Consider the following 21,754-nt stretch of genomic DNA (forward strand, 5'->3'; position numbering starts at 1 on the left):
CAGAACGATCCGAGTCGGTGCGCCGTCGCGTCGTCCATGCCGCCGCCTCCGCGTCGACCGACGAGATCGCGCGTGCCGTCCTCGCCGCGCTGCCCGCGGATCCGAGCCGCGACGTGCGCGCCGACCACCGAGATTTCGACCGCGTCTCGTTCTTCCTTCCCCTGGCTGAACGTGGGACGACTTCTCCCATCCAGCCCGTGAGTCCCCCTTGCCGGACGGTAGCGTGGAACGCATGTCCACCGACGCCGCGGACCGTGAGGTCACCCACAAGCCGAAGTCGACACCGAAGTTCCGCGGGCCGATCATGTTTCGCCGCGATCGCGCGGACGGTGTGAGCACCGCCGACCGGAACTTGCTGGACAAGCGTGGCGACACCGACTGGGTGCACACCGATCCGTGGCGCGTGCTGCGGATCCAAGCCGAGTTCGTCGAAGGCTTCGGCGCGCTGGCCGAGGTGCCGCGGGCGGTGACCGTCTTCGGTTCCGCGCGCACGTCGGCCGACCATCCGGAGTACCAGGCCGGCCTCGCCATCGGCGCCGCGCTGGCGCGGGCGGGCTTCGCGGTCATCACCGGTGGCGGTCCAGGCGCGATGGAGGCGGCCAACCGTGGCGCCTGCGAGGCGGGCGGCTACTCGATCGGCCTCGGCATCGAGCTGCCGTTCGAGCAGAGCCTCAACGACTGGGTGGATCTGGGCATCAATTTCCGGTACTTCTTCGTCCGCAAGACGATGTTCGTGAAGTACTCGCAGGCGTTCATCTGCCTGCCCGGCGGTTTCGGCACGCTCGACGAGTTGTTCGAGGCGCTGACGCTGGTGCAGACGCGCAAGATCACCCGATTCCCCATCATCCTGTTCGGTACCAGGTACTGGTCGGGGCTGGTCGATTGGTTGCGCGATTCGCTCGGCGGCTCCGGCAAGATCTCCCCGGGCGACCTCGGCCTGCTGCATGTGACCGACAGCGTGGAGGAGGTCGTGCACATCATCCAGGCCGCCGCGGAGGCGGGCGGCGCCGAGGACGCGATCGGGACGGAGGATCAGTGGTGAGCGATCGGCCTTTCGCCGTCTGCGTCTACTGCTCGGCGAGCACGACCGACCAGGACTACCTCTCGCTGGCCGCCCGGGTGGGCACCGAGATCGCCCGGCGCGGTTGGCAGCTGGTGTCCGGCGGCGGGCACGTCTCGATGATGGGCGCGGTGGCCACCGCGGCGCGTGCGGGCGGGGCGAACACCATCGGCGTGATCCCGAAGCACCTGGTGCATCGGGAGGTCGCCGACGTCGACGCCGACGAGCTCGTCGTCACCGACACGATGCGCCAGCGCAAGCAGGTCATGGAGGACCGCGCCGACGCGTTCCTCACCCTGCCCGGCGGCATCGGCACGCTGGAGGAGTTCTTCGAGACCTGGACCGGCGGCTATCTGGGACAGCACGAGAAACCCGTCGTTGTGCTGGATCCCAACGGTTTCTTTCGCGGTTTGTTCTTCTGGCTGGACGAGTTGTACGAGCGGAAGTTCGTGCCCCAGACAGCCTTGTCCCGCATTACCGTGGTGACCGATCTCCCGTCCGCCTTCGCGGCACTGGAGGCGCCGCCGACCCAGTGAGGAGAGCTGAAGACGTGAGCACCGACGCCCGCTCGACGGTGAGTTTGTTCGACCTTGCCCGCAGCCTTCCCGCGATGGCCCTGGACGCGCCCGGCATGCTTCGCAATGCCCTGAGCATGTTGGTGACGCCGGATGCCAAAAGCTCGGTGGGGTTGTATTTCCAGCGCAACGCCCACCGGCATCCGGAGCGCTTGTTCCTGCGTTTCGAGGGCGCGACCTACACCTACGGGGCGGTCAACGCGCAGGTGAACCGGTATGCGAGCGTGCTCGCGGCGCGCGGGGTGCGGCGCGGCGACGTGGTGGGCGTGCTGATGACCAACCGGCCGGAGACGCTGTTCGTCGTGTTGGCGACGGTCAAGCTCGGGGCCACCGTGGGTCTGCTCAATCACCATCAGCGCGACCAGGTGCTGGCGCACAGCTTGGGTTTGCTCGACAGCGTGCTGAACGTGGTCGGCGCAGAATGCTCCGACGCGGTCGACTCGCTGCCCGAGCCGCCCGCCGATGTCCTCGCCGCCGACGAACTCGATCGGGCGGCTCGCGACGCCGACGATGCCGACCCGCCGAGCTGCGCGGAAGTCACCGCGCGCGAGCGGGCTTTCCTCATCTTCACCTCCGGCACCACGGGATTGCCGAAGGCGAGTGTGATGACTCATCTGCGCTGGACCAAGAGCATGGCCGGACTGGGCGGCCTCGGAATCCGCCTGCGCGCCGGCGACACCCTGTACTGCTGCCTGCCGCTGTATCACAACAACGCGCTCACCGTCGCGTTGTCCGCCGTCCTGGCCTCCGGCGGCACGCTCGCCCTCGGCCGGGTCTTCTCCGCGTCCCGCTTCTGGGACGAGGTCATCCGCGAGCGGGCGACGGCGTTCATCTACATCGGCGAGTTGTGCCGCTATCTGGTGAACCAACCGGCCAAGCCGACCGATCGGCAGCACTCGGTCCGGCTCGCCGTCGGCAACGGGCTGCGCCCGGAACTGTGGGACGAGTTCAAGTCCCGGTTCGGCATCGAGCGGATCGTGGAGTTCTACGGTGCGAGCGAGGCGAACATAGCGTTCGTCAATGCCTTCGGCGTCGACCGCACGGCGGGCTTCGGTCCGCTGCCGTATGCCGTCGTGGAGTACGACGAGGAGACCGGAAAGGCCAAGCGCGACAAGGACGGACGCCTGCGCCGGGTCGGTGCCGGTGGTGTCGGGCTCCTGCTGGCCAAGGTGACCGACCGCTCGCCGTTCGACGGTTACACCGACAAGGCCGCCTCCGAGGCCAAACTGGTCCGCGACGGCTTCCAGCGCGGGGACGTCTGGTTCGACACCGGGGATCTGGTCCGTGAGCAGGGCTGGCATCACATCGCGTTCGTGGACCGGCTGGGCGACACGTTCCGCTGGAAGGGGGAGAACGTGGCGACCACCGAGGTGGAGGGCGCGCTGAGCAAGGCGGAGTCGATCGCCCAAGCGGTGGTCTACGGCGTGGACATCCCCGGCGCCGACGGCAAGGCGGGCATGGCCGCGGTGACGCTGCGTCCCGGCGTGGAATTCGACGGGGCGGCGGTGGCGAAGCTCGCCTACGAGCAGTTGCCCGGGTATGCCGTCCCGCTGTTCGTCCGCATCGTCGACGAACTGGAGCAGACCTCGACGTTCAAGAGCCGCAAGGTCGAACTGCGCAAGCAGGGCTACACCCCGGACCCCGACAGCACGTTGTACGTACTCGCGGGCCGCACCGAGGGCTACGTCCCCGCCTACGACGACTATGCCGCCGACGTGGCCGCGGGTCGTGCGCCGAAGAGCTGACGGGCCATCCGCCGGGAGGGTTCGGGCGCAGGACTGCGCACTGATCCCGCGTGACCGGACTGGTACGGTCTGGGAATTAGGAGATGCGGGAAGCCGACGCAGATCCCTGTCTCCTGATCTGTAGGGCCGGAATTCGCGGAGAGGCGGGACAGCGACATGTTCAGCTCGACCGCGGCGCCGCTTCCCACGCTGTGCGGGCGGCCGGTGGCGACGGATCGAGCGCTGGTGATGGCGATCGTGAATCGCACGCCCGACTCGTTCTACGACCGAGGCGCCACCTTCACCGACGCGGCGGCCATGGACGCGGTGGCGCGCGCGGTGGACGAGGGCGCCGATCTCGTGGACATCGGCGGCGTGAAAGCCGGTCCGGGCGATGCGGTGGACGCGGCGGAGGAGACGCGCCGAGTGGTGCCGTTCGTGGCGGCCATTCGCGCGAAGTACCCGGAGCTACTGATCAGCATCGACACGTGGCGGTCGGAGGTGGCGCAGGCGGCGGTGGGCGAGGGGGCGGACCTGATCAACGACACCTGGGCCGGCGCCGATCCCGATCTCGTCTCGGTGGCCGCCGCGCACGGCGCGGGTGTGGTGTGCAGTCATACCGGTGGCGCGGTGCCACGCACCAGGCCGCATCGCGTCCGCTACGCCGACGTGGTGGACGAGGTCACCGAGACACTGGTGCGCGCCGCGGAGAACGCCCTCGCGGCCGGGGTGCGCCGGGACTCGATTCTGATCGATCCGACCCACGATTTCGGCAAGAACACTTATCACGGTCTCGAACTGTTGCGCGGAGTCGACGTTCTTGTAAAAACCGGATGGCCAGTCTTGATGGCGCTGAGCAACAAGGATTTCATCGGGGAGACTCTAGGTGTCGGTCTTTCCGAACGGCTGGAGGGCACATTGGCGGCGACAGCGTGGTCGGCGGCGGCAGGCGCCCGAGTCTTCCGTGTTCACGAGGTCGCCGCGACTCGGCGGGTCGTGGACATGATCGCCGCGATCCAGGGCATCCGGCCCCCCGCACGAACCTTGCGAGGTCTGGCATGACATTTCAACACCGTGAGCCCGCTTGGGCGACGACCAATACCTGGGATACTCCGGACTGGCGAGTGGACGAACTCGTCGCCGCCAAAGCCGGGCGCACCGTGTCGGTGGTGCTGCCCGCGCTGAACGAGGAACGAACCGTGGCCGATGTGGTGGCCAGTATCCGGCCGCTGCTCGGGACATTGGTCGACGAGCTGATCGTGCTCGACTCGGGGTCCACCGACGCCACCGCGGAACGGGCGCGCGCCGCGGGCGCCGAAGTGGTCAGTCGCGAGCAGGCGGTGCCGGAACTGGAACCGGTCCCCGGCAAGGGTGAGGTGCTGTGGCGCTCGCTCGCGGTGACCAGCGGTGATCTGATCGCCTTCGTCGACTCCGACTTGATCGACCCGGATCCCGCCTTCGTTCCGAAATTGCTCGGGCCGCTGCTCACGGTCGATGACATGCATCTGGCCAAGGCCTATTACCGCAGGCCGCTGCGGCAGGGCGGTGCGGTGGACGCGCACGGCGGCGGCCGCGTCACCGAATTGGTCGCCCGCCCCCTGCTGGCCGCGCTGCGGCCGGAACTCTCGCAGGTGTTGCAGCCGCTCGGCGGCGAGTACGCGGGCACCCGCGAACTGCTCACCTCGGTGCCGTTCGCGCCGGGCTACGGCGTGGAGATCGGGCTGCTGCTGGACACCTACGACCGGCTGGGCATGTCCGCGATCGCGCAGGTCAACCTGGGCGTGCGGACGCATCGCAATCGGCCGCTGGCCGACCTCGGCGTGATGAGCCGCCAGATTCTCGGCACCGTCCTCGGCCGCAGCGGCATCGAGGACTCCGGTGCGGCGCTGACCCAGTTCCCCTTGATCGGCGACGAGTTCACCGCCCACCGCACCGAGGTTTCTCTGGCGGACCGCCCGCCGATGAGCACGCTGCGGCCCGCATGCGCGGCGGCCTGAACCGCGCCATCGCCGGGATGCGCGGCTCCGGTCAGGCCCCTTCGGGATGCGGATCGCGCATGTAGCCGGCCTCGATCAGCGTGCGGAAGGCCGCGTACTTGTAGACGCATTCGGAGGGTTCGCAGATCCGGTGGCGCTGCATGAGTTCGTGGGCCTCCGCCACGGTCAGCGGCTCGACGGGCACGTGCTGTGGCCGGCCGATCGGGCAGGTCGGCAGCAGGGGCGCGGGCATCCGCTCCACGAGCGCTTGCTGGGCGACACCGACCCGGCGTCTCCGGTTCGCCGGTCCATACAGCAACCCGATGGTGGCGACCAGGCTCGCTGCGCCGGCGAGCGAGCAGAGGACGGCGATCTGGGTGGCGGTCACGGCGCTTTCTCCTCTCGGTGGTACGGGCCGGGCGCAGCGTGGCGGGGCCGAAGCGCGAACGCACCGTCACCTACTCGTGGTTAATTTTCAGCAAATCAAGTGTGGGCCGCAGTGGCGCTCCGTGCAAGGGAAAAATGCGGTGGTGCCATCGGATTTGCGGCTCTGTGGCCAGGTATTCCCGTCGGTCGATGGTCCAATCCGCTTGGCAGGATAACTTCGAGCAATCAGCGGTGGATGGGGCCATCGATACGGTCGAGTGGAAGACCGGAAGCGCCGCCGCGCTCGGCCAGGATCTGCGCGGCGATGGAGATGGCCGTCTCGTCCGGCGTCCGCGCGTCGAGGTCGAGCCCCACCGGACTGCGCAGCCGTTCGAGCTGGTCTTCCGTGACGCCGGCGGCCCGCAGTCGCTCGACGCGCTCGGCGTGCGTCCGGCGGGATCCGAGGGCGCCGACGAAGCCGATGCGCGGGCACGACAGCGCCGTCAGCAGTGCGGGCACGTCGAATTTGGCGTCATGGGTGAGCACGCAGACCACGGTTCGCTGGTCGATCCGGCCCGACTGCTGCTCCTCGGCCAGATACCGGTGCGGCCAAGCAACGACGACCTCGTGGGCGGGGAACCGGGCGGAGGTGGCGAAGGTCTCGCGGGCGTCCACGACGGTCACCCGGTAGCCGAGCGAACGGCCGGTGCGGCTGAGCGCACGCACGAAATCGTTCGCGCCCGCCAGGATCATCCGCGCCGGGGCGGCGAAGACCTGGACGAACGTCCGGGGTCGCGGTGGGCTGTCCGCCGCGCATTCGTCGGCGCCCACCACACCGCAGCCGCCCGCGTCGAGCAGCGCCCGCGCGTCGCGGTCGACGCCGTGCCAGGGTTCGCGATCGCCGGGGGTGAGCAACTTCCATTCGGGTGCGCCGTCCAAGGTGGTCGCCACGGCGACGGGAGAGCCTTCCCGGATTCGCTGCCGTAGCGCCGCGAGCAGCGGGAGCCGCTCGCCCGAGACGCGCTCGACGAACACTTCGATCTCACCGCCGCAGGTCAAGCCCACCGCGGGTCCGTCGGAGTCGGCGTACCCGAACCGATCGATCACCGCGTAGCCGCCGTCCAACACCTCCCGCGCCGACGCGACGACGGCGGCCTCGACGCACCCGCCGGACAGCGAGCCGTGGACCTCGCCGGACTCGGTGACGATCATCGCCGCTCCCGGTTCCCGAGGACTGGGGCCGGTCGTGTCCACCACGCGGGCCAGTGCGACCGGGCCGTGCGGCAGCAGGGTGAGCAATTGCCCGAGGATCGCGCGCACCGGAACCGGTCCTTTCCCGAAGGGTCCGGCCACAGCGCATCGGGCCCGAGACAGTCGGCGGATCCCCGCCGTACCGTCAGCCTAGTTACTTGAAGACTTTTCGGCGCGGCAACGACGACGCAGGGGCCGCGCCACGTCCGGTTCCGTCGTCGTCGGAGGCCCCCTCCTCCCGGGTGTCGTCGCTCTCGGGGTGGGTTTGCTCGACATCCGGACCCGCGGAATCCGCCGCCTCGGCGCGGTCGGCGGGTGGCTCCTCTGGCTTCGGCTCGTCGTCCGCCTCGGGCGAGGTGGCCGATTCTTCGTCGGCGAGCCGGGCCTGCAGGTCGGCGACGGTCAGATGAGCCTTCGATCCCGCCGGCCGCAGCAGCACGCTGAGGAGCAGTCCGAGCAGGCCCAACGCCAGAACGGCGCCGCCGATGAGCAATAGCGGATTCACGATTTCCTCCTAGCCGGACACCTCACGCGTCCGTTTCGCGGAGTTGTAGATGGGACGGGACGGCGTCGGTCTCGAAGTACGCCGTGAAGATCTCGGCCGCCTGCTCGGCGGTGAACAGCTCGTCGGGATAGACGCGCGGGGTGGGCACGCAGGACGGGACCGGCACGTCGACCTCGGGCGGGCCGAGTCGGTCGCCACGCAGGCCCACGGTGAAGCGGTGCGACCTGCCGTCGACGGCGGTGCGCACTTCCAGGGTCAGCGCGTCCGCCGAGCCGGTGCACTGTAGATACTCCCGCCCTGGCGCCGAGCTGAGCGCCGGGTCGATGTCGGCGGGCCGCATCGGCTCGGCGAGCCGGGTCATGTTCATCGAGTAGCGGTGGAAGCCGTCCAGCCTGCCCAGCGGGCGCAGAAAGCTGTCGATGGCCTCGTCGCGGCCGACGAAGACGCGCAACCGGTCGCTGTAGGTCACCCGGTGGGTGGTCACCGCCGGGTTACCGGTTCGGGCCGCGCGGCCGTGCGGCCGGTGCCGGAATACGGAGAGAAGGGACACGGAACTCGCAGACATCGACTTTCGATCACGCATCAGAGTTCACCTATCACATGCGGTTATCGTCCAGCTATTCAATCATCTGTGTATGAACCCGCTTGCGCGAGGTGTGGTGATCTGGGACACATAGGTGTACGGCCGCGCGGCTGACGTGGTTCACCCTTTGTGATCAGCTTTATCGGCCGGTGAGGTGGCTTCTCCATTGGACGGCTCGCGCGATAAGCGCAGCGTTACCCCGCGGTGGTGCACCCGCTCCTTACGGTGTCCGATCATTTGCTGAATCTCGTTGCGCCCGTGCGGTCGACACGTCCATGAATAATCGACCGCGCTGGCGGTCGAATCCCGCTGCTCGATAGGGCCGGAGCGGACGACCGAAGGATCAGCGGCTCGGACGAGCGAAACACTGGGCACCGGTCGCGTTGCCTATGCCGCACGGGGAACCGGTTGTCCGCCACCCGCGACACGCGATCCGCGTGAACCGATGCCGCGGCGTGTGCGGGGTTCCTCGTAGGAGCCGAAGCTCAGCGGCGCACACCCGTTGCGGGCGACCTGTTTTCGGGGTCGTGCCGATAGACCGGCGTGAGCAGTTCGGCCTCCAGGGGTTCGCCCGTGGCGCGGTCGAAGCGACAGGCGATCAGCACCGAGAACAGGTGATTGCTCGCCCGCTCGTGCAGCGTGGCCAACCGGGTGGCGAGCAGCCGGATCGCGCCCAGCGAGCCGGGCGGATGCATGCCATCGATCATCAACACGCTGCCGCGCCCGTCGGGCCGGGGAAGCCTGCCCAGATAAGCGATGTCGTGCGGTTCGGGTCCGCCCGGCCGGTACACCCGCCGGGCCGCCCGGTCCTCGATTCCCCGCCGCGCGTCACCCATCCTCGCCACCGCGCGGCGCAATCGCGGATCGGCGGCGACCAGCTGACGCAGACTGGGTGACAGTTCCGGGCCGCCGAGCACGATCAGACCATCCCGCCGCAGGTCGATCGGGCGGCCCGGTAGGAAATGCTCGACCGCCACACTGAAGCCGAGTTCGCGTAGGAGTTCGGCCAATCGCTGCGGCGCCGCGGGATCGGGCGCCCCGATCACCCGCCCGGCGCGCACCTCGGGAACGAGCACGGTGAGCGAACCGTGCCCGAAGAACAGCCCCTCCGGCGCTGGTCCCTGCGTACTCACCTGGTGGATGCGGGCCCGGGAAAGGCCCGCCGCCGCACCGATTCTCGCGAACGTCCAGCCTTCGGCATGGAGCTCCCGGATCACGGCACGCCGAATCCTGGTCAGTTCGTTGATGGTCTGCTGGGCCGCCGCCACCCCGTCGGTGGCCGCTTTCAGTCGCTCGACCTTGTCCTCGATCGCGAACACGCGCGCCACGTCATCGGCCGACATGTGCGAAGTCTAGACAGCTGAACAGCGCAATGCGTCTAGTCTTCTTGACGGCTCAGGTGGCATCGGTGTCGATCGGGGGACGTTCGTTGCGGTCCAACGGCTTATCCAGCTTGGGCATCGGATAGTCCGGCATCCCGCTGTTGGTGCTGTACAGGTCCTTCGGATCGGGCAGCGCGCTGTCCAAATTCCGGAGCAGCGAATCGTCGCCGTTGAGAAGGTGTTTGGTCACCATCGCCCGTGGTGTCATACCGCGCAGTTCGTTCAGGTCGGCCAGCGGCTTGCGCAAGTCTTCGAACTCCGGCCCGAGCTCCTCACGCAGCTGCGAGGTGGCGCCACTCGCGTAATCGCGCACCTGCCGCAGGCTGCGCGTGGTCCAGCGCACGGCACCGGGCAAGCGCTCCGGGCCGAGGATCACGAGGGCGGCGACGAGCAGGATGACCATCTCGCTCCAGCCGATGTTGCTGAACACGTAACCAGGCTACCTGGCGATCCGACCTGCGGTTCAGTCGGATTCCAGGGTCACCGGCACGTCCACCTGCCTGCCATCGCGGATCAACTGCACGTTCACCGTCTCGCCGATCTTGCGCGACTGCACCGCGACGACCAGTTCGTCCGGACCGGTGACCTCGCGATCGCCGACCTTCACGATCACGTCGCCCTCCACGATCCCGGCCCGCGCCGCCGGGCCGCCCGCCACGACGTCCGCCACCGCCGCGCCGCTCATCACCTCGTTGGCCACCTGCTTGGTGCGCGCGCTCAGGCCGATGGTCGGGTGGTGCATGACACCGTCGCGGATCAAGGTCTGCGCGACCTCGATCATCTTGTCCACCGGGATCGCGAAGCCGAGACCGACCGAGCCGCCGGTCTCGCTGCGGATGGCGGTGTTGATGCCGATGACCCGGCCGTCCATGTCCACCAGCGCGCCGCCGGAGTTACCCGGGTTGATCGACGCGTCGGTCTGCACGGCGTCGATCACGGCCTTGGTGTCGCTGCCCTCGCCCTCCAGTTTCACCGGCCGGTGCAGGGCGCTGACGATGCCGGAGGTGACCGTCTTGCTCAGGCCGAGCGGCGAACCGATGGCCAGCACGTCGTCACCGACCTGCACGTTGCCGGACTTGCCGAGCTGGGCGACCGTGAGATTCTTCACATCGACCTTCAGCACGGCCAGGTCGGTCTTCGGGTCGCGGCCGACGATCTGGGCGGGCACCCGGGTGCCGTCGGAGAACTGCACCTGGATCGCGGACCGGTTGGACTTGTCCTGGGCGGCCATCGAGACGACGTGGTTGTTGGTGACCACGTAGCCGCCGCCGTCGATCACCACGCCGGAGCCGGTGGCGCCGTTGTCGCCGACGGTGACCCGGATGGAGACGACCGAGGGCAGCACGGCGTTGGCGACCTGCGCGATGAGGCCGTGCGGGCGGGTGCCGTCACCACTCTGCTCCAGCGTCACCTTGCGCGAGGTGAGGGTCGAGGCGGTTTCCGCGGTCAATCGCCCGACCAGACCGCCGAGCAAGCCGATGACGACGGCGACGAGCGCCAGCAGGGCCAGCGCCTTGGGGGCGACCCGGGAGCCGAACAGCACTTCGCGGGCGCTCAGCTTGGCGGCCTGCGGAAACGTCTGCTGCTTGGGTGTGGGCACCGCGGGGGCGCCCAGGCGCGCGACCGCCTCGGGATCACGCCAGGGATCGGCCGGTCCGGCCACCGGGGCCGGGCCGCCGGCCGCGTCGGGATCGCGCTGGAGCAGTTCGCTGGAGCCTTCCGGGCGGCCGAAGGCCTCGGCCAGCACCGCGTCGGGCGGACGATTCTGCAGTTCGGGCCCGGATTGCGACGCCGAACCGGACTTGCGGAGCGGCAGCGGCTCGGCGAACGAACCGGAGAGGCCGGACGGCCTGCGGAAGGCGCGCGCGGTGTGCGTGTCGACATGCGGCCGGTAGACCGGGCGCGGACCGAGCACGGGTGCGTCCGGAGGACGGAGATTCCCGCGGTCGGCCGCCGAATCCGAGGTGTCGGCCGATCCGGAATTCGTCGATTCGGTGGTCACTCGGAAAACTCTACTTGCGCCACCACGTGGTCCACCGGGTCGCGGTGAACGAATCGGTGAGAAACCCGAAAACCGCCTCGTTGCGCCCGGACTGGCCGGAGGCCGACGAGGGCGTTGTGCCGCTGGAGGCGCCGCCCGGCAGTTCCGCGAGCGGAATTCTGGTCAAGCTGTCGTGTAGTCCGGTCGGAATCGCGACCTGACCCGCGTGCCGCAACGCGATGCGCGCCTGTTGCTGGGCGTCGACCTCCGCCGCGCACTCGGGGCAAAGCGAGAGGTGCTGAGCGGCACGCAGATAGGCGTTCATCCGCAGCTCACCGTCCACGTACGCCGCGACCGCCTCACTCGCCAAATGCTCGGTGGGGCGAAAACGGGGCGGACGACGACCGGACGTGCTGGAGTCGCCACTCATTCGGTGCTCACCCTTTCAACCGACATCGACCGATGTTCGGGCGATGCCGGCGTCCGACGAATCACCCTATGTTCGCGTCAGCGGCGAACCGCTGCTCACTTCCATTATGCGCAAGGTAGTCGCGCAGGGCCTGGCGTCCACGGTGGATCCGACTGCGCACAGTGCCCAGTTTCACGCCGAGCGTAGCGCCGATCTCCTCGTAGGACAGCCCCTCGATGTCACACAGGACCACGGCCGCGCGGAACTCCGGCGCGAGCGAATCCAGAGCCGATTGCAGGTCCGGATCCAGCCGGGCGTCGTGGTAGGCCTGCTCCGGCCCGGGACCCTCCGCGGGGACCCGGTCGTAGTCCTCGGGCAGCGCTTCCATCCTGATCCGGTTGCGGCGGCGAACCATGTCCAGGAACAGGTTGGTGGTGATGCGGTGCAGCCACCCCTCGAAGGTGCCCGGCTGGTAGTTCGACAGCGAACGGAAGACCCGGATGAAGGTCTCCTGGGTGAGGTCCTCCGCGTCCTGTGCGTCGCCGGACAGGCGGTAGGCCAGGCGATAGACCCGGTCGGCGTGCTCGCGCACGAGTTCGTCCCAGGTGGGCATCGCCGACCGGTCACCGGTGGCATCGAAGGCAGCGGTACCGGTCAGCTCGGCCGCGTCCTCGACGGAGTCGGCTTCGACCGGCAGGATCTGCTCGGGCAGGGTGGCGTATTCGCGCGCCGCATCGACCATGTGGATGGGGCTACCTCCTACTAGGGACCGCAAACGTCGGGACTCGCTCGGCCCGGGTCTGCGGACCGTGACGTAGGGATACAACCGACAACTGGTATGTCGTTGTTCCCGCGTCCCGTGTAAACACGGTCGGTGGTCTTGCGTTGCCCATACTCTTTCTGGTCCTGATATGGCCGGGTTATGGAGATCCTGAGGGTCACCTGAGAAAACCGGCGGCGGAAATGGCGGGCGGCGCGTGTTGTCCGGAACGCCGAGATCACCCGCCCGGCGTTAGCCTCATACCCGTGGCATCGAATCTGGAGCGGAATCTCGCCTACGTGGAGGAATCCGTCGTGGAAGACGAAATCCTCGTCAGCGCGCGGGAACGGGCCACCGAACTCGGCGCGGTACCCGTGCCGCCCTCGGTGGGCGCGCTGCTGAGCATGTACGCGCAACTGCTCGGCGCGCGGGCGGTGGTCGAGGTCGGCACCGGCGCGGGCATCAGCGGCTTGTGGCTGCTCGACGGCATGCGCGAGGACGGCACGCTGACCACCATCGATTCCGAGCCGGAACATCAGCGCGCGGCCAAGGAGGCGTTCCGCGCCGCCGACATCCCGCCGGCCCGCACCCGGCTGATCAACGGGCGCGCGCTCGACGTACTGCCCCGGCTTGCCGACGGCGCCTACGACCTGGTCTTCATCGACGCCGCGCCGCTGGAGCACCCCGAGTACGTCGCCCAAGCGGTGCGTCTGCTGCGCGACGGAGGCGCGATTCTCCTGCACAACGCGCTGCTGGGCGGACGGGTACCCGACCCGGCGCAACGTGATCCGGCTACCCAGGCGGTGCGCGCGGCGACCCGCGCCATCGCGGAGAACCCCGAACTCACCTGTGTGCTGATTCCGGTCGGAGACGGATTGCTGTGTGCCTCACGAGGTTAGGGATTCGCGCGCGAGTCTGATTCCACCCCGGAATCCGGGGTATGCGCTGAGAAAGAACTCAGTGAGGAAAACAGTTATGCGTGAATTGACTCCCATCGAAGTAGCGGTCATGGGGGACGTGGTGACCGAACGGCGAACGAGTTGGTTGCGGCCGACGATGTTGGCCCTGCTGTTCGTGATTCTGGGCGCCGTGCTGGTGATGGTGGTGGTGAGCAACACCGATTTCGACACCGGCCCCGAGAAGACCACTCCGCCCCCGGGACCCTGCGAACCGTTCTGCACCCAGAACGTCGCCCCGCCCGCGCAGTAATCCCGCCGCCGACAGCGGCTCCCGGTGCGGCCGAATGGGCCTGGCGCCGAAGTTTTTCCGGAATTCGAGCCGCCGCGCTCACTTCTCATCGCACACGTGCCCTCCGCGAGCGACGGGCCGACTTCGCGAAAAAGCCACCGAAAAGCCACGGTTCGGCGCAAGGCGCAGCGAAACGCCGATGATCACCGATACTGGTGAAGGCATGTTCCGAGTGGATCCGGAAGCGGGTGCGACGTGGTGATGATGATGTTCCTCTGGGACGAAGACGAGCGTCGCCCCAAGCCGATCCATTGGGGCCGGACCATGATCGCTTTCGCCGGGGTGCTGTTGTTCGCCGTGCTGATGGTCTATTTGGTGAGCACCGCCGATTTCGGCAAGGACTCGAAAACGACCGTGCCGCGCACACCCGGCCCCTGCGCGCCGTTCTGCATCGGCTCTCCCGCACCCGAGCCGGGCGGGCCCTGAGACCGCGCGACTACACCCAAACGCCTTTGCCGACCGCAACTACCCCGCCGTTGCTCACGGCGAAGCGGGTGCGGTCGCGCGCCAGGTCCACTCCGATGATCTCGCCCTCGCCGACGACCACGTTCTTGTCCAGAATCGCGCGCCGCACCACCGCGCCGCGCCCGATCCGCACGCCGGGCATGAGCACGCACCCTTCCACGGTGGCGCCGTCGTCGACCACGACGTTGGCGCTGAGCACCGAGTTGCGGACGGTCGCGGCGGACAGGATGCTGCCCGCGCCCACGATGCATTCCTGCGCAAGCCCGCCCTGAGCGAACTTCGCGGGAGGCAGGTTCTCGGCCGCCCCGCGGATCGGCCAGTGACGGTTGTAGAGGTTGAACACGGGGTGCACCGAGACCAGGTCCATGTGCGCGTCGTAGAACGCGTCGATGGTCCCGACATCGCGCCAATAACCACGGTCGCGGTCGGTGGCGCCGGGCACCTCGTTGTCGGCGAAGTCGTAGACGCCTGCCTGCCCGGACGCGACCAGGGCCGGGATGATGTCGCCGCCCATGTCGTGGTCGGAATCGGCGTTGTCCGCGTCGGCCCGAATCGAGTCCACCAGCACCTTGGTGGTGAAGACGTAGTTGCCCATGGACGCGAACGTGACGTTGGGGTCGTCCGGGGTGCCGGGCGGATGCGCGGGTTTCTCCAGGAACTGCGTGATGCGGCCGGAATCGTCGCTGTCGATGCAGCCGAACGCGCTCGCCTCGCTGCGCGGCACCCGGATCCCCGCCACGGTCACGCCCGCGCCGGAATCGATGTGGTGGCGCACCATCTGCTCCGGATCCATCCGGTAGACGTGATCCGCGCCGAAAACGACGATGTAGTCCGGGTCCTCGTCGTAGATCAAGTTCAGCGACTGCATGATCGCGTCCGCGCTGCCGGTGTACCAGCGCGGCCCGAGCCGCTGCTGGGCGGGCACCGGGGTGATGTACTCGCCCGCGAAACCGGACAGCCGCCAGGTCTGCGAGATGTGCCGGTCGAGCGAGTGCGACTTGTACTGGGTCAGTACGCACAGCCGCAGGAAGCCCGCGTTGACCAGGTTGCTGAGGACGAAGTCGATGAGGCGGTAGGCGCCGCCGAACGGGACGGCGGGCTTGGCGCGGTCGGCCGTGAGTGGAAAGAGTCGCTTGCCCTCGCCACCGGCGAGCACGATCCCGAGTACGTGCGGCTGGCTCCTCACACCTGCCAAACTACCGGGTGGAACGCCTGTGAGTGGCCGCCGCGGAGCCGAACGTCTACTTTGAACCGGTGAGTTTCGGCACGGATGGCGGACGTTCGGCGGTGGATTCCGACGAGCGGGACCGGCTTCGCGTCGCGATGCTGACCCGCGAGTATCCCCCCGAGGTGTACGGCGGCGCGGGGGTGCACGTCACGCAGCTGACGGCGCATTTGCGTCATCTGTGCGAGGTGACCGTGCACTGCATGGGGGTCGACCGCGCCGACGCCGTGGTCCACCAACCGGATCCGTCGCTCTACGCCGCCAACGCCGCGCTGCAGATGATGTCCGCCCAGCTCCGCATGGCCGACGCGGTGGGCGATGTGGACGTGGTGCACTCGCACACCTGGTACAGCGGCTTGGCCGGGCATCTGGCCGCGACGCTCTACGGCGTCCCGCACGTGCTCACCGCGCATTCCCTGGAGCCGCGCAGGCCGTGGAAGGCCGAGCAGCTCGGCGGCGGCTACCGGCTGTCGTCCTGGTCGGAGCGCAACGCCGTCGAGCACGCCGACGCCGTCATCGCCGTGAGCGAGGGCATGCGCCGCGACGTGCTCGACGCCTACCCCGCGGTGGATCCCGACCGGGTCCACGTGGTGCACAACGGCATCGACGGCGCGGTCTGGCATCCGGGCCCGGTCACCGGTGACGAGCCGTCGGTACTCGACCGGCTGGGCGTGCGGGCGGATCTTCCCATCGTCGCCTTCGTCGGGCGCATCACCCGCCAGAAAGGCGTCGGCCACCTCTTGGCCGCCGCCCGCCACTTCGACCCCGGCATCCAGCTCGTGCTGTGCGCGGGCGCGCCGGACACGCCCGAGCTGGCGCAGGAGGTCACCGCGGCGGTCCAAGAGCTGCGGCAGCGGCGCGGTGACGTGTTCTGGGTGCGCGAGATGCTGCCGACCGAGCAGATCCGGCAGATCCTCGCCGCCGCGTCGCTGTTCGTGTGCCCGTCGGTGTACGAACCGCTGGGCATCGTCAACCTGGAGGCGATGGCCTGCGCCACCGCCGTGGTCGCCTCCGACGTGGGCGGCATTCCCGAGGTGGTCGACGCCCGCAACGGACGGCTCGTGCACTACGACGCGGGCGCTGCGGAGGACTACGAACACGGGCTGGCCGCCGCCGTGAACGAGGTGGCGGGCGCCCCGGAACTGGCCGCGCGGCTGGGGGCCGCGGGGCGGGAGCGGGCGATCTCGGAATTCGACTGGTCGCGCATCGCCGCGCGCACGGTCGCCGTCTACGACGCGGTCAGGAAAGGCTGAATCCGGCGATCAGGCGGTAGGTGCCGACGACGACGGACGCGGTCACCTCGACGGACTCCGGCCGCGGCGCCAGACGCTCACCTCCCGCGGCCGCGTGATGCGCGGAGGGGCCCATGCCGACCACGTGCGCGACATCGGTTCCGGTGAGCGTCATCGGATACTCCACCAGCGTCCGGTCGACCGGCTCGAAGTGCCCCGCCATCGCGGCGTCGAGCCTGCGGTCCTTGTCGGGATCGACCCGGACCATGTCCAACGGCTCGATCAGCTCTCCGAGATGGCGCTCGGTGGGAGTGACGACGACGAAGCAGCCGTCCGCCGCGAGCACCCTGGCGATCTCGCCGGGATTGCGCGGGGCGAAGACGGAGAGCACGCAGGCCAGCGCGCCGTCTCGGATCGGCAACCCGCGCCAGGCATCGGCCAGCACCGCCGCCGCGCGCGGGTGGGAGCGCGCGCACCGCCGGACGGCGGGTTTGGCCACGTCCAGTCCGATGCCGACCGCCGGGGGAGCGGCGTCGAGCGCACGGGCGAGGTAGTAGCCGGTACCCGCGCCGATCTCCAGCATCGGGCCGTCGCAGCGGCGCGCCGTGGCGGCGTGCGTCACCGCGTCGGCGATCGGCGCGAAGTGGCCTTCGCTCTGAAAGGCGGCGCGCGCGTCGAGCATGGCCGCGGTGTCGCCGGTCATCTTGGTCGACGCACCGGTCAGCAGGCTGACATAGCCTTGCCGGGCGATGTCGAAGCTGTGACCGCTACCGCAGCGCAGTGCTCGATCTCGCGGTTCGAGCGCGAGCGGCGCGGCGTCCTGGTGTGCCCGCAAACATTCCGGGCAAGCCAGGACGTCGGCCGCGACGGCGAGAGCCGAGTGCTCAGCCGGGGCCACTCAGCTCGTGACGCTCTTCAGTTCGTCACCGAGCGCCGCTGCCTCGTCCGGCGTGAGTTCGACGACCAGACGCCCGCCACCCTCGAGTGGAACCCGCATCACGATTCCACGCCCTTCTTTGGTTGCCTCGAGGGGACCGTCCCCGGTGCGGGGCTTCATGGCCGCCATCCTCTGCTCCCTCCAGATCTGCGCGGTCTGCTGCGCACTTTCTTGGAACTCCAGTTGTCACCAACCAGTGAGCTCGCCGGCGTTTGGCGAGCTACACCCGTCCCATTCTTCCCTATCGCCGATGTGGACGGATAGCTGAGTTCAAAAAGTGACCGGTCGGCCCGTGTCGAGCGAGTCGCTGCCCACCCAGCAATCGGCCAGGTGGTCGTCGACCATTCCGGTCGCCTGCATCAGCGCATACGCCGTGGTGGGGCCGACGAACCGGAATCCGCGCCGTTTCAATTCTTTTGCCAGCGCGACGGATTCGGGGGTGGTCGCGGGCACGTCGGCGCCGGAGCGCGGGCGTGGGCGCGGCGGCGGGGCGAACGACCAGAGCAACTCGTCCAAGCCGACGTCGAGATCGCGGGCGACACGGGCGTTGGCGATCGCCGCGTCGATCTTGCTGCGGTTGCGGACGATGCCCGCGTCGGCCAGCAGCCGGGCTACGTCGTCGTCGCCGAACTCCGCGACGCGCTCGATGGAGAAGCCGGCGAAAGCCGCGCGGAAGGCCGGACGTTTGCGCAGGATGGTCAGCCACGACAGGCCGGATTGGAAGGCCTCCAGGCAGAGGCGCTCGAACAAGGCGTCGTCACCGTGCAGGGGCTTGCCCCACTCGTGGTCGTGGTAGTCCCGGTAAAGCTGCGAGTCCAGTGGCCAAGCGCAGCGGATCAGCCCGTCGTCGGCGGGGGCGCTCACTTCGACTCCGGCGCGATCGGTGTCTGCCACCGCGCGGCCTGCGCCTCGGCCAGTTGGTGCTGGAGTTCATCGATCCGCGCGGCCAGTCGCGCCAGCGCCCAATCCACCTCTCCGGCTTTGTAGCCGCGCACCACTTGCTGGAAACGCAACGCGCGCACGTCCGCCCCCGTGATCCCGTCCACCGGCAACACGGTGGCCGTCGTCCCCTCCGGTAGCGGCCCGAGCTCCTCCGACCGCCCGAACACCGCACTGGCGAGCAGGAACAGCACCGCGGCGACCAAGCCGACGATCAGCACGTACAGCAGCATGGTGAGCATGGCACGAGCTTATGCGGGGTTACAGGTGTCGGGTGGTGTCGATGCCGAGTGACATGCCCGCCAGGCCGCGGCGGCGAACGGCGAGTTTGTCGGCGACTTCGAGCAGCGCCTTGGCGGCGGAGTTCTCCGGATCGCGCAGCACGATGGGGGTGCCTTCGTCGCCGGCTTCGCGCAGAGCCTGTTCGATGGGGATCTGGCCGAGCAGCGGCACGGTGGCGCCCACGGCGCGAGTGAGCCGGTCGGCGACGGCCTGGCCGCCGCCGGAGCCGTACAGGTCCATCCGGGTGCCGTCCGGCAGGTCCAGCCAGGACATGTTCTCCACCACGCCCGCGATGCGCTGGCGGGTCTGCAGCGCGATCGCGCCCGCCCGTTCGGCGACCTCCGCTGCCGCCGGCTGCGGGGTGGTGACCACCAGGATCTCGGCGTTCGGGATCAGCTGCGCGATGGAGATCGCGACATCGCCGGTGCCCGGCGGCAGGTCGAGCAGCAGGATGTCGAGGTCGCCCCAGAACACGTCGGCGAGGAACTGTTGCAGCGCCCGGTGCAGCATCGGGCCGCGCCACACCACGGGCGTGTTGCCCTGGGTGAACTGCGCGATGGAGATCATCTTCACGTCGTGCGCGATCGGCGGCATGATCATCCGCTCGACCTGGGTGGGCCTGGCGTCGGTGCCGAGCATCCGCGGGATGGAATGGCCGTAGATGTCCGCGTCCAGCACGCCGACCGACAGGCCGCGCGCGGCCATCGCGGCGGCCAGGTTCACCGTGACGCTGGACTTGCCGACGCCGCCCTTGCCGGAAGCGACCGCGTAGACCCTGGTCAGGGAGCCGGGCTGGGCGAACGGGATGACCGGATCGGCCGAGTCGCCGCGCAGCTGCTTGCGCAGTGCGGTGCGTTGCTCGTCGTCCATCACATCGAGGTCGACGGTGATGGCGCCCACGCCGGGCACGTCGGCGACGGCCTTGGAGACCCGCTGCGTGATCTCGGTGCGCAGGGGGCATCCCGCCGTCGTCAGATAGATCTCTACATGGACATCGCTGTCGGCGCCGATCACGACGCTTTTCACCATGCCCAGCTCGGTGATCGGCTTGCGGATCTCCGGGTCGTCGACCTTCGCGAGGGCACCCCGCACATCCGATTCCGTAACGACTGGCATGGCAGGAATTTTAGGCGTGTCAAATTTTGGGCAAGTCCGCGGCCCGGGGTGCGACCCCCGTGCTGTAGGAAGTCTCCCAGGCCATGACGTTCGCGACGTACGCCATCGAGTGGTTGTACCGCAGGATCGCCTTGGACTGTTGCGCCAGGTCGCGCATGTTCAGGCCGCCGTCGCACAGGTACTTTCCGGCCGTCAGAGCGGCGTCGAACAGGTTCTGCGGATCGGCGATGCCGTCGCCGTTGCCGTCGGCCGCGTAGCGCTTCCAGGTGTCGGGCAGGAACTGCATCGGCCCGATCGCGCGGTCGTAGCCGTCCAGGCCGTCGAGCGCGCCGTCGTCGGAGTCCCGGACGACGTGGTTGCCGGTGAGCGAGCCGTCCAGCACGGGGCCGTAGACCGGGCTCAGCGGATTGCCGTCGGCGTCGGCTTTGCCGCCGAACGCGTGTGTGGACTCCACCCGTCCGATGCCGGCCAGCAGCGACCACGGCATGCCGCACACCGGGTTCTCGGCCGCCAGGACGCGTTCCGCGTTCTGGTACGCCGCGACGGCCACACCGGGGACGCCCAGCGGCCCGGCCGGCATCGCGGCCGGTTGCCTGCCATTCGGCAGCGCAACGGTTTTCACCAGCGGTGTCGCGGTGGGCGCGGCCTTGGCCATGGCGTGTGCGACGAATTCGGCCGCGGCGACGGGCTCGGCGGCCGCCTGCGGCCGGGCGCCCTGGACACTCTGGTCATCCGGCGTCTGGACCGCGGCTGCGAGGGGTACGGCGTCGCCGACCTCGGAGGCTGCCGTGACGGATACCAGCCCGGCGGGAACCAGTCCGGTCAACGCGATGACGGAACTCCGTCTGGCGGTGGCAGGCGGTTGTTTTCGATGACGCCCCACGGTGTGGTGACCCTCCCATGACTCGCTGTGAGCCGTTTGTTACGGACCAGGGGAGAGGCTACCGCATCCGAGATCTTTTTGTTACTGCTTCGTGATCTGATACCAGGTTTGAATCACTGCTGGGGAGCCGGTGGGGCGGGAAGCGGGATGACGATGCCGAACGGCAGGGTGATCCCGGGTTGCGGCGTGGGCGTGGGCGCGGCGTCGGGCACCGGTTCCGGTTCCGGCGTGGGCGGTGTGGTGGTGGCGGGCGCGGTATCGCCCCGGGGTGCGGCATCGGGAGCGGGCTGATCGCCAGGGAGCGGGACGGATTCGGTCGTGGCGAGCGTGGTGTCGGGCTGTGCGCATCGGGCGGCCGCCTGGTCCGGAGCGCCCGGCTGACCGGCGGTTCCGGTATCGGCGGGCTTGGCTCCAGGGCCGGATCCGGCCGGGCCGGGTGGCTGGGCCGGTGCGGCGCCATAGGGCTGCTGCGGGGCTAGTGGTACGCGCGCTGTCCCTGGTAGGTCGGGGAACGGCATCGGTGCGGGAATCGCCTGTCCCACACACGGATCGACCGGTGGAGGCGGGCAGAAGATTCCGCACGGGATCGGCGGCAGGCCCGGGATCGTGATCATCACCGTGGTCGGCGCAGGCCGCGGCCGCGGCCTCGGAGCCAGGCCCGCCGCCCGCGCCTGCTCGTCCGGATCGATGGCCGGCGTCTGGGTACGCACCGCGCTCATGTCCGGACTCGGCGAGAGCGTGCCCGGTGCCACCAGATCCGGCGAGATCCGCACCTGCGTCGGCGAACCCCCCGTCCGATACGCCGCCGACCAACTCAGCACATTCGCCGCGTACGCCATCGAGTTGTTGTACCGC

General features: G+C 69.1%; 25 protein-coding genes and 1 pseudogene. 9 read left to right on the forward strand and 17 right to left on the reverse strand.

What is annotated here, in order from left to right; all coding sequences use genetic code 11:
• Nucleotides 1-232 precede the first annotated feature (232 nt).
• The 5 genes from GVY64_RS29205 to GVY64_RS29225 all read left to right on the forward strand — a co-directional run bounded on the left by GVY64_RS29205 (nucleotide 233) and on the right by GVY64_RS29225 (nucleotide 5,356).
• Nucleotides 233-1,042, forward strand: coding sequence for a TIGR00730 family Rossman fold protein (locus tag GVY64_RS29205; protein ID WP_159848352.1), 810 nt, complete (start codon nucleotides 233-235; stop codon nucleotides 1,040-1,042).
• Nucleotides 1,036-1,596, forward strand: coding sequence for a TIGR00730 family Rossman fold protein (locus tag GVY64_RS29210; protein WP_442939643.1), 561 nt, complete (start codon nucleotides 1,036-1,038; stop codon nucleotides 1,594-1,596). The genes GVY64_RS29205 and GVY64_RS29210 overlap by 7 nt, the downstream gene beginning before the upstream one ends.
• Before the next feature lie 14 nt (nucleotides 1,597-1,610).
• Nucleotides 1,611-3,380 (forward strand): long-chain-acyl-CoA synthetase, encoded by a 1,770-nt coding sequence (locus GVY64_RS29215; protein ID WP_159848358.1) that lies wholly within the window; start codon nucleotides 1,611-1,613, stop codon nucleotides 3,378-3,380.
• Nucleotides 3,381-3,536: 156 nt separating this feature from the next.
• Nucleotides 3,537-4,421 carry a dihydropteroate synthase gene (gene folP / locus GVY64_RS29220; RefSeq protein WP_159848361.1) on the forward strand — a complete coding sequence of 295 codons (885 nt, stop codon included), beginning with the start codon at nucleotides 3,537-3,539 and terminating at the stop codon, nucleotides 4,419-4,421.
• On the forward strand, nucleotides 4,418-5,356 hold the full coding sequence (locus tag GVY64_RS29225) for a glucosyl-3-phosphoglycerate synthase (protein WP_159848364.1): 939 nt from the start codon (nucleotides 4,418-4,420) through the stop codon (nucleotides 5,354-5,356). The genes folP and GVY64_RS29225 overlap by 4 nt, the downstream gene beginning before the upstream one ends.
• Before the next feature lie 31 nt (nucleotides 5,357-5,387).
• Here GVY64_RS29225 and GVY64_RS29230 read toward each other — a convergent pair whose 3' ends face one another.
• The 9 genes from GVY64_RS29230 to sigE all read right to left on the reverse strand — a co-directional run bounded on the left by GVY64_RS29230 (nucleotide 5,388) and on the right by sigE (nucleotide 12,554).
• Nucleotides 5,388-5,723, reverse strand: a complete 336-nt coding sequence (locus GVY64_RS29230; protein WP_159848367.1) for a hypothetical protein — start codon at nucleotides 5,721-5,723, stop codon at nucleotides 5,388-5,390.
• Between the two features lie 224 nt (nucleotides 5,724-5,947).
• Nucleotides 5,948-7,021: an XdhC family protein gene (locus GVY64_RS29235; RefSeq protein WP_159848370.1), complete on the reverse strand. Its 1,074-nt coding sequence runs from the start codon at nucleotides 7,019-7,021 to the stop codon at nucleotides 5,948-5,950.
• An 85-nt stretch (nucleotides 7,022-7,106) separates the two neighbouring features.
• A complete protein-coding gene (locus GVY64_RS29240) occupies nucleotides 7,107-7,457 on the reverse strand; it encodes a hypothetical protein (protein WP_159848372.1) in 351 nt (116 codons plus the stop codon).
• 22 nt (nucleotides 7,458-7,479) lie between these two features.
• Nucleotides 7,480-8,022: a hypothetical protein gene (locus tag GVY64_RS29245; RefSeq protein ID WP_159848375.1), complete on the reverse strand. Its 543-nt coding sequence runs from the start codon at nucleotides 8,020-8,022 to the stop codon at nucleotides 7,480-7,482.
• 503 nt (nucleotides 8,023-8,525) lie between these two features.
• A complete protein-coding gene (locus GVY64_RS29250; protein ID WP_159848378.1) occupies nucleotides 8,526-9,383 on the reverse strand; it encodes a hypothetical protein in 858 nt (285 codons plus the stop codon).
• Nucleotides 9,384-9,435: 52 nt separating this feature from the next.
• Nucleotides 9,436-9,852, reverse strand: a complete 417-nt coding sequence (tatB, locus tag GVY64_RS29255; RefSeq protein WP_159848381.1) for a Sec-independent protein translocase protein TatB — start codon at nucleotides 9,850-9,852, stop codon at nucleotides 9,436-9,438.
• 33 nt (nucleotides 9,853-9,885) lie between these two features.
• Nucleotides 9,886-11,424, reverse strand: coding sequence for a trypsin-like peptidase domain-containing protein (locus GVY64_RS29260; protein ID WP_159848384.1), 1,539 nt, complete (start codon nucleotides 11,422-11,424; stop codon nucleotides 9,886-9,888).
• A 10-nt stretch (nucleotides 11,425-11,434) separates the two neighbouring features.
• Nucleotides 11,435-11,833 carry a hypothetical protein gene (locus tag GVY64_RS29265; protein ID WP_159848387.1) on the reverse strand — a complete coding sequence of 133 codons (399 nt, stop codon included), beginning with the start codon at nucleotides 11,831-11,833 and terminating at the stop codon, nucleotides 11,435-11,437.
• A 61-nt stretch (nucleotides 11,834-11,894) separates the two neighbouring features.
• A complete protein-coding gene (sigE, locus tag GVY64_RS29270; protein WP_228829790.1) occupies nucleotides 11,895-12,554 on the reverse strand; it encodes an RNA polymerase sigma factor SigE in 660 nt (219 codons plus the stop codon).
• A 284-nt stretch (nucleotides 12,555-12,838) separates the two neighbouring features.
• Here sigE and GVY64_RS29275 point away from each other — a divergent pair, with 284 nt between their 5' ends.
• The 3 genes from GVY64_RS29275 to GVY64_RS29285 all read left to right on the forward strand — a co-directional run bounded on the left by GVY64_RS29275 (nucleotide 12,839) and on the right by GVY64_RS29285 (nucleotide 14,246).
• The gene (locus GVY64_RS29275; protein WP_416382904.1) at nucleotides 12,839-13,471 is read left to right on the forward strand and encodes an O-methyltransferase; all 633 of its coding nucleotides are present in this window, start codon (nucleotides 12,839-12,841) and stop codon (nucleotides 13,469-13,471) included.
• Between the two features lie 76 nt (nucleotides 13,472-13,547).
• A complete protein-coding gene (locus tag GVY64_RS29280) occupies nucleotides 13,548-13,781 on the forward strand; it encodes a hypothetical protein (RefSeq protein WP_159848390.1) in 234 nt (77 codons plus the stop codon).
• A 234-nt stretch (nucleotides 13,782-14,015) separates the two neighbouring features.
• A complete protein-coding gene (locus GVY64_RS29285) occupies nucleotides 14,016-14,246 on the forward strand; it encodes a hypothetical protein (protein ID WP_159848393.1) in 231 nt (76 codons plus the stop codon).
• A gap of 10 nt (nucleotides 14,247-14,256) precedes the next feature.
• On the opposite strand, the gene glgC is transcribed toward GVY64_RS29285, so the two are convergent.
• Entirely contained in the window at nucleotides 14,257-15,471 is a 1,215-nt protein-coding gene (gene glgC / locus GVY64_RS29290) for a glucose-1-phosphate adenylyltransferase (protein ID WP_159848396.1), read from the reverse strand.
• Nucleotides 15,472-15,608: 137 nt separating this feature from the next.
• On the opposite strand from glgC, the gene glgA reads away from it, so the two are divergent.
• The gene (gene glgA / locus GVY64_RS29295) at nucleotides 15,609-16,763 is read left to right on the forward strand and encodes a glycogen synthase (RefSeq protein ID WP_159848441.1); all 1,155 of its coding nucleotides are present in this window, start codon (nucleotides 15,609-15,611) and stop codon (nucleotides 16,761-16,763) included.
• Here the strand turns inward: glgA and GVY64_RS29300 are convergent.
• The 7 genes and pseudogenes from GVY64_RS29300 to GVY64_RS29330 form a co-directional block, all read right to left on the reverse strand.
• Nucleotides 16,750-17,640 (reverse strand): putative RNA methyltransferase, encoded by an 891-nt coding sequence (locus tag GVY64_RS29300; RefSeq protein ID WP_236567325.1) that lies wholly within the window; start codon nucleotides 17,638-17,640, stop codon nucleotides 16,750-16,752. The two genes, glgA and GVY64_RS29300, sit on opposite strands and share 14 nt — an antisense overlap.
• Nucleotides 17,641-17,808, reverse strand: a complete 168-nt coding sequence (locus GVY64_RS29305; RefSeq protein ID WP_011211259.1) for a DUF3117 domain-containing protein — start codon at nucleotides 17,806-17,808, stop codon at nucleotides 17,641-17,643.
• A gap of 141 nt (nucleotides 17,809-17,949) precedes the next feature.
• Entirely contained in the window at nucleotides 17,950-18,573 is a 624-nt protein-coding gene (locus GVY64_RS29310) for a DNA-3-methyladenine glycosylase I (protein WP_442939644.1), read from the reverse strand.
• Nucleotides 18,540-18,860: a DivIVA domain-containing protein gene (locus GVY64_RS29315; RefSeq protein ID WP_063024054.1), complete on the reverse strand. Its 321-nt coding sequence runs from the start codon at nucleotides 18,858-18,860 to the stop codon at nucleotides 18,540-18,542. The genes GVY64_RS29310 and GVY64_RS29315 overlap by 34 nt, the downstream gene beginning before the upstream one ends.
• A gap of 19 nt (nucleotides 18,861-18,879) precedes the next feature.
• Nucleotides 18,880-20,016 carry an Mrp/NBP35 family ATP-binding protein gene (locus GVY64_RS29320; protein WP_063024056.1) on the reverse strand — a complete coding sequence of 379 codons (1,137 nt, stop codon included), beginning with the start codon at nucleotides 20,014-20,016 and terminating at the stop codon, nucleotides 18,880-18,882.
• A gap of 19 nt (nucleotides 20,017-20,035) precedes the next feature.
• The gene (locus GVY64_RS29325; protein WP_159848399.1) at nucleotides 20,036-20,899 is read right to left on the reverse strand and encodes a lytic transglycosylase domain-containing protein; all 864 of its coding nucleotides are present in this window, start codon (nucleotides 20,897-20,899) and stop codon (nucleotides 20,036-20,038) included.
• A gap of 113 nt (nucleotides 20,900-21,012) precedes the next feature.
• A pseudogene (locus GVY64_RS29330) lies at nucleotides 21,013-21,754 on the reverse strand (lytic transglycosylase); the annotation flags it as partial.

This window comes from Nocardia sp. CY41, assembly GCF_009829325.1.
GTDB lineage: Bacteria > Actinomycetota > Actinomycetes > Mycobacteriales > Mycobacteriaceae > Nocardia.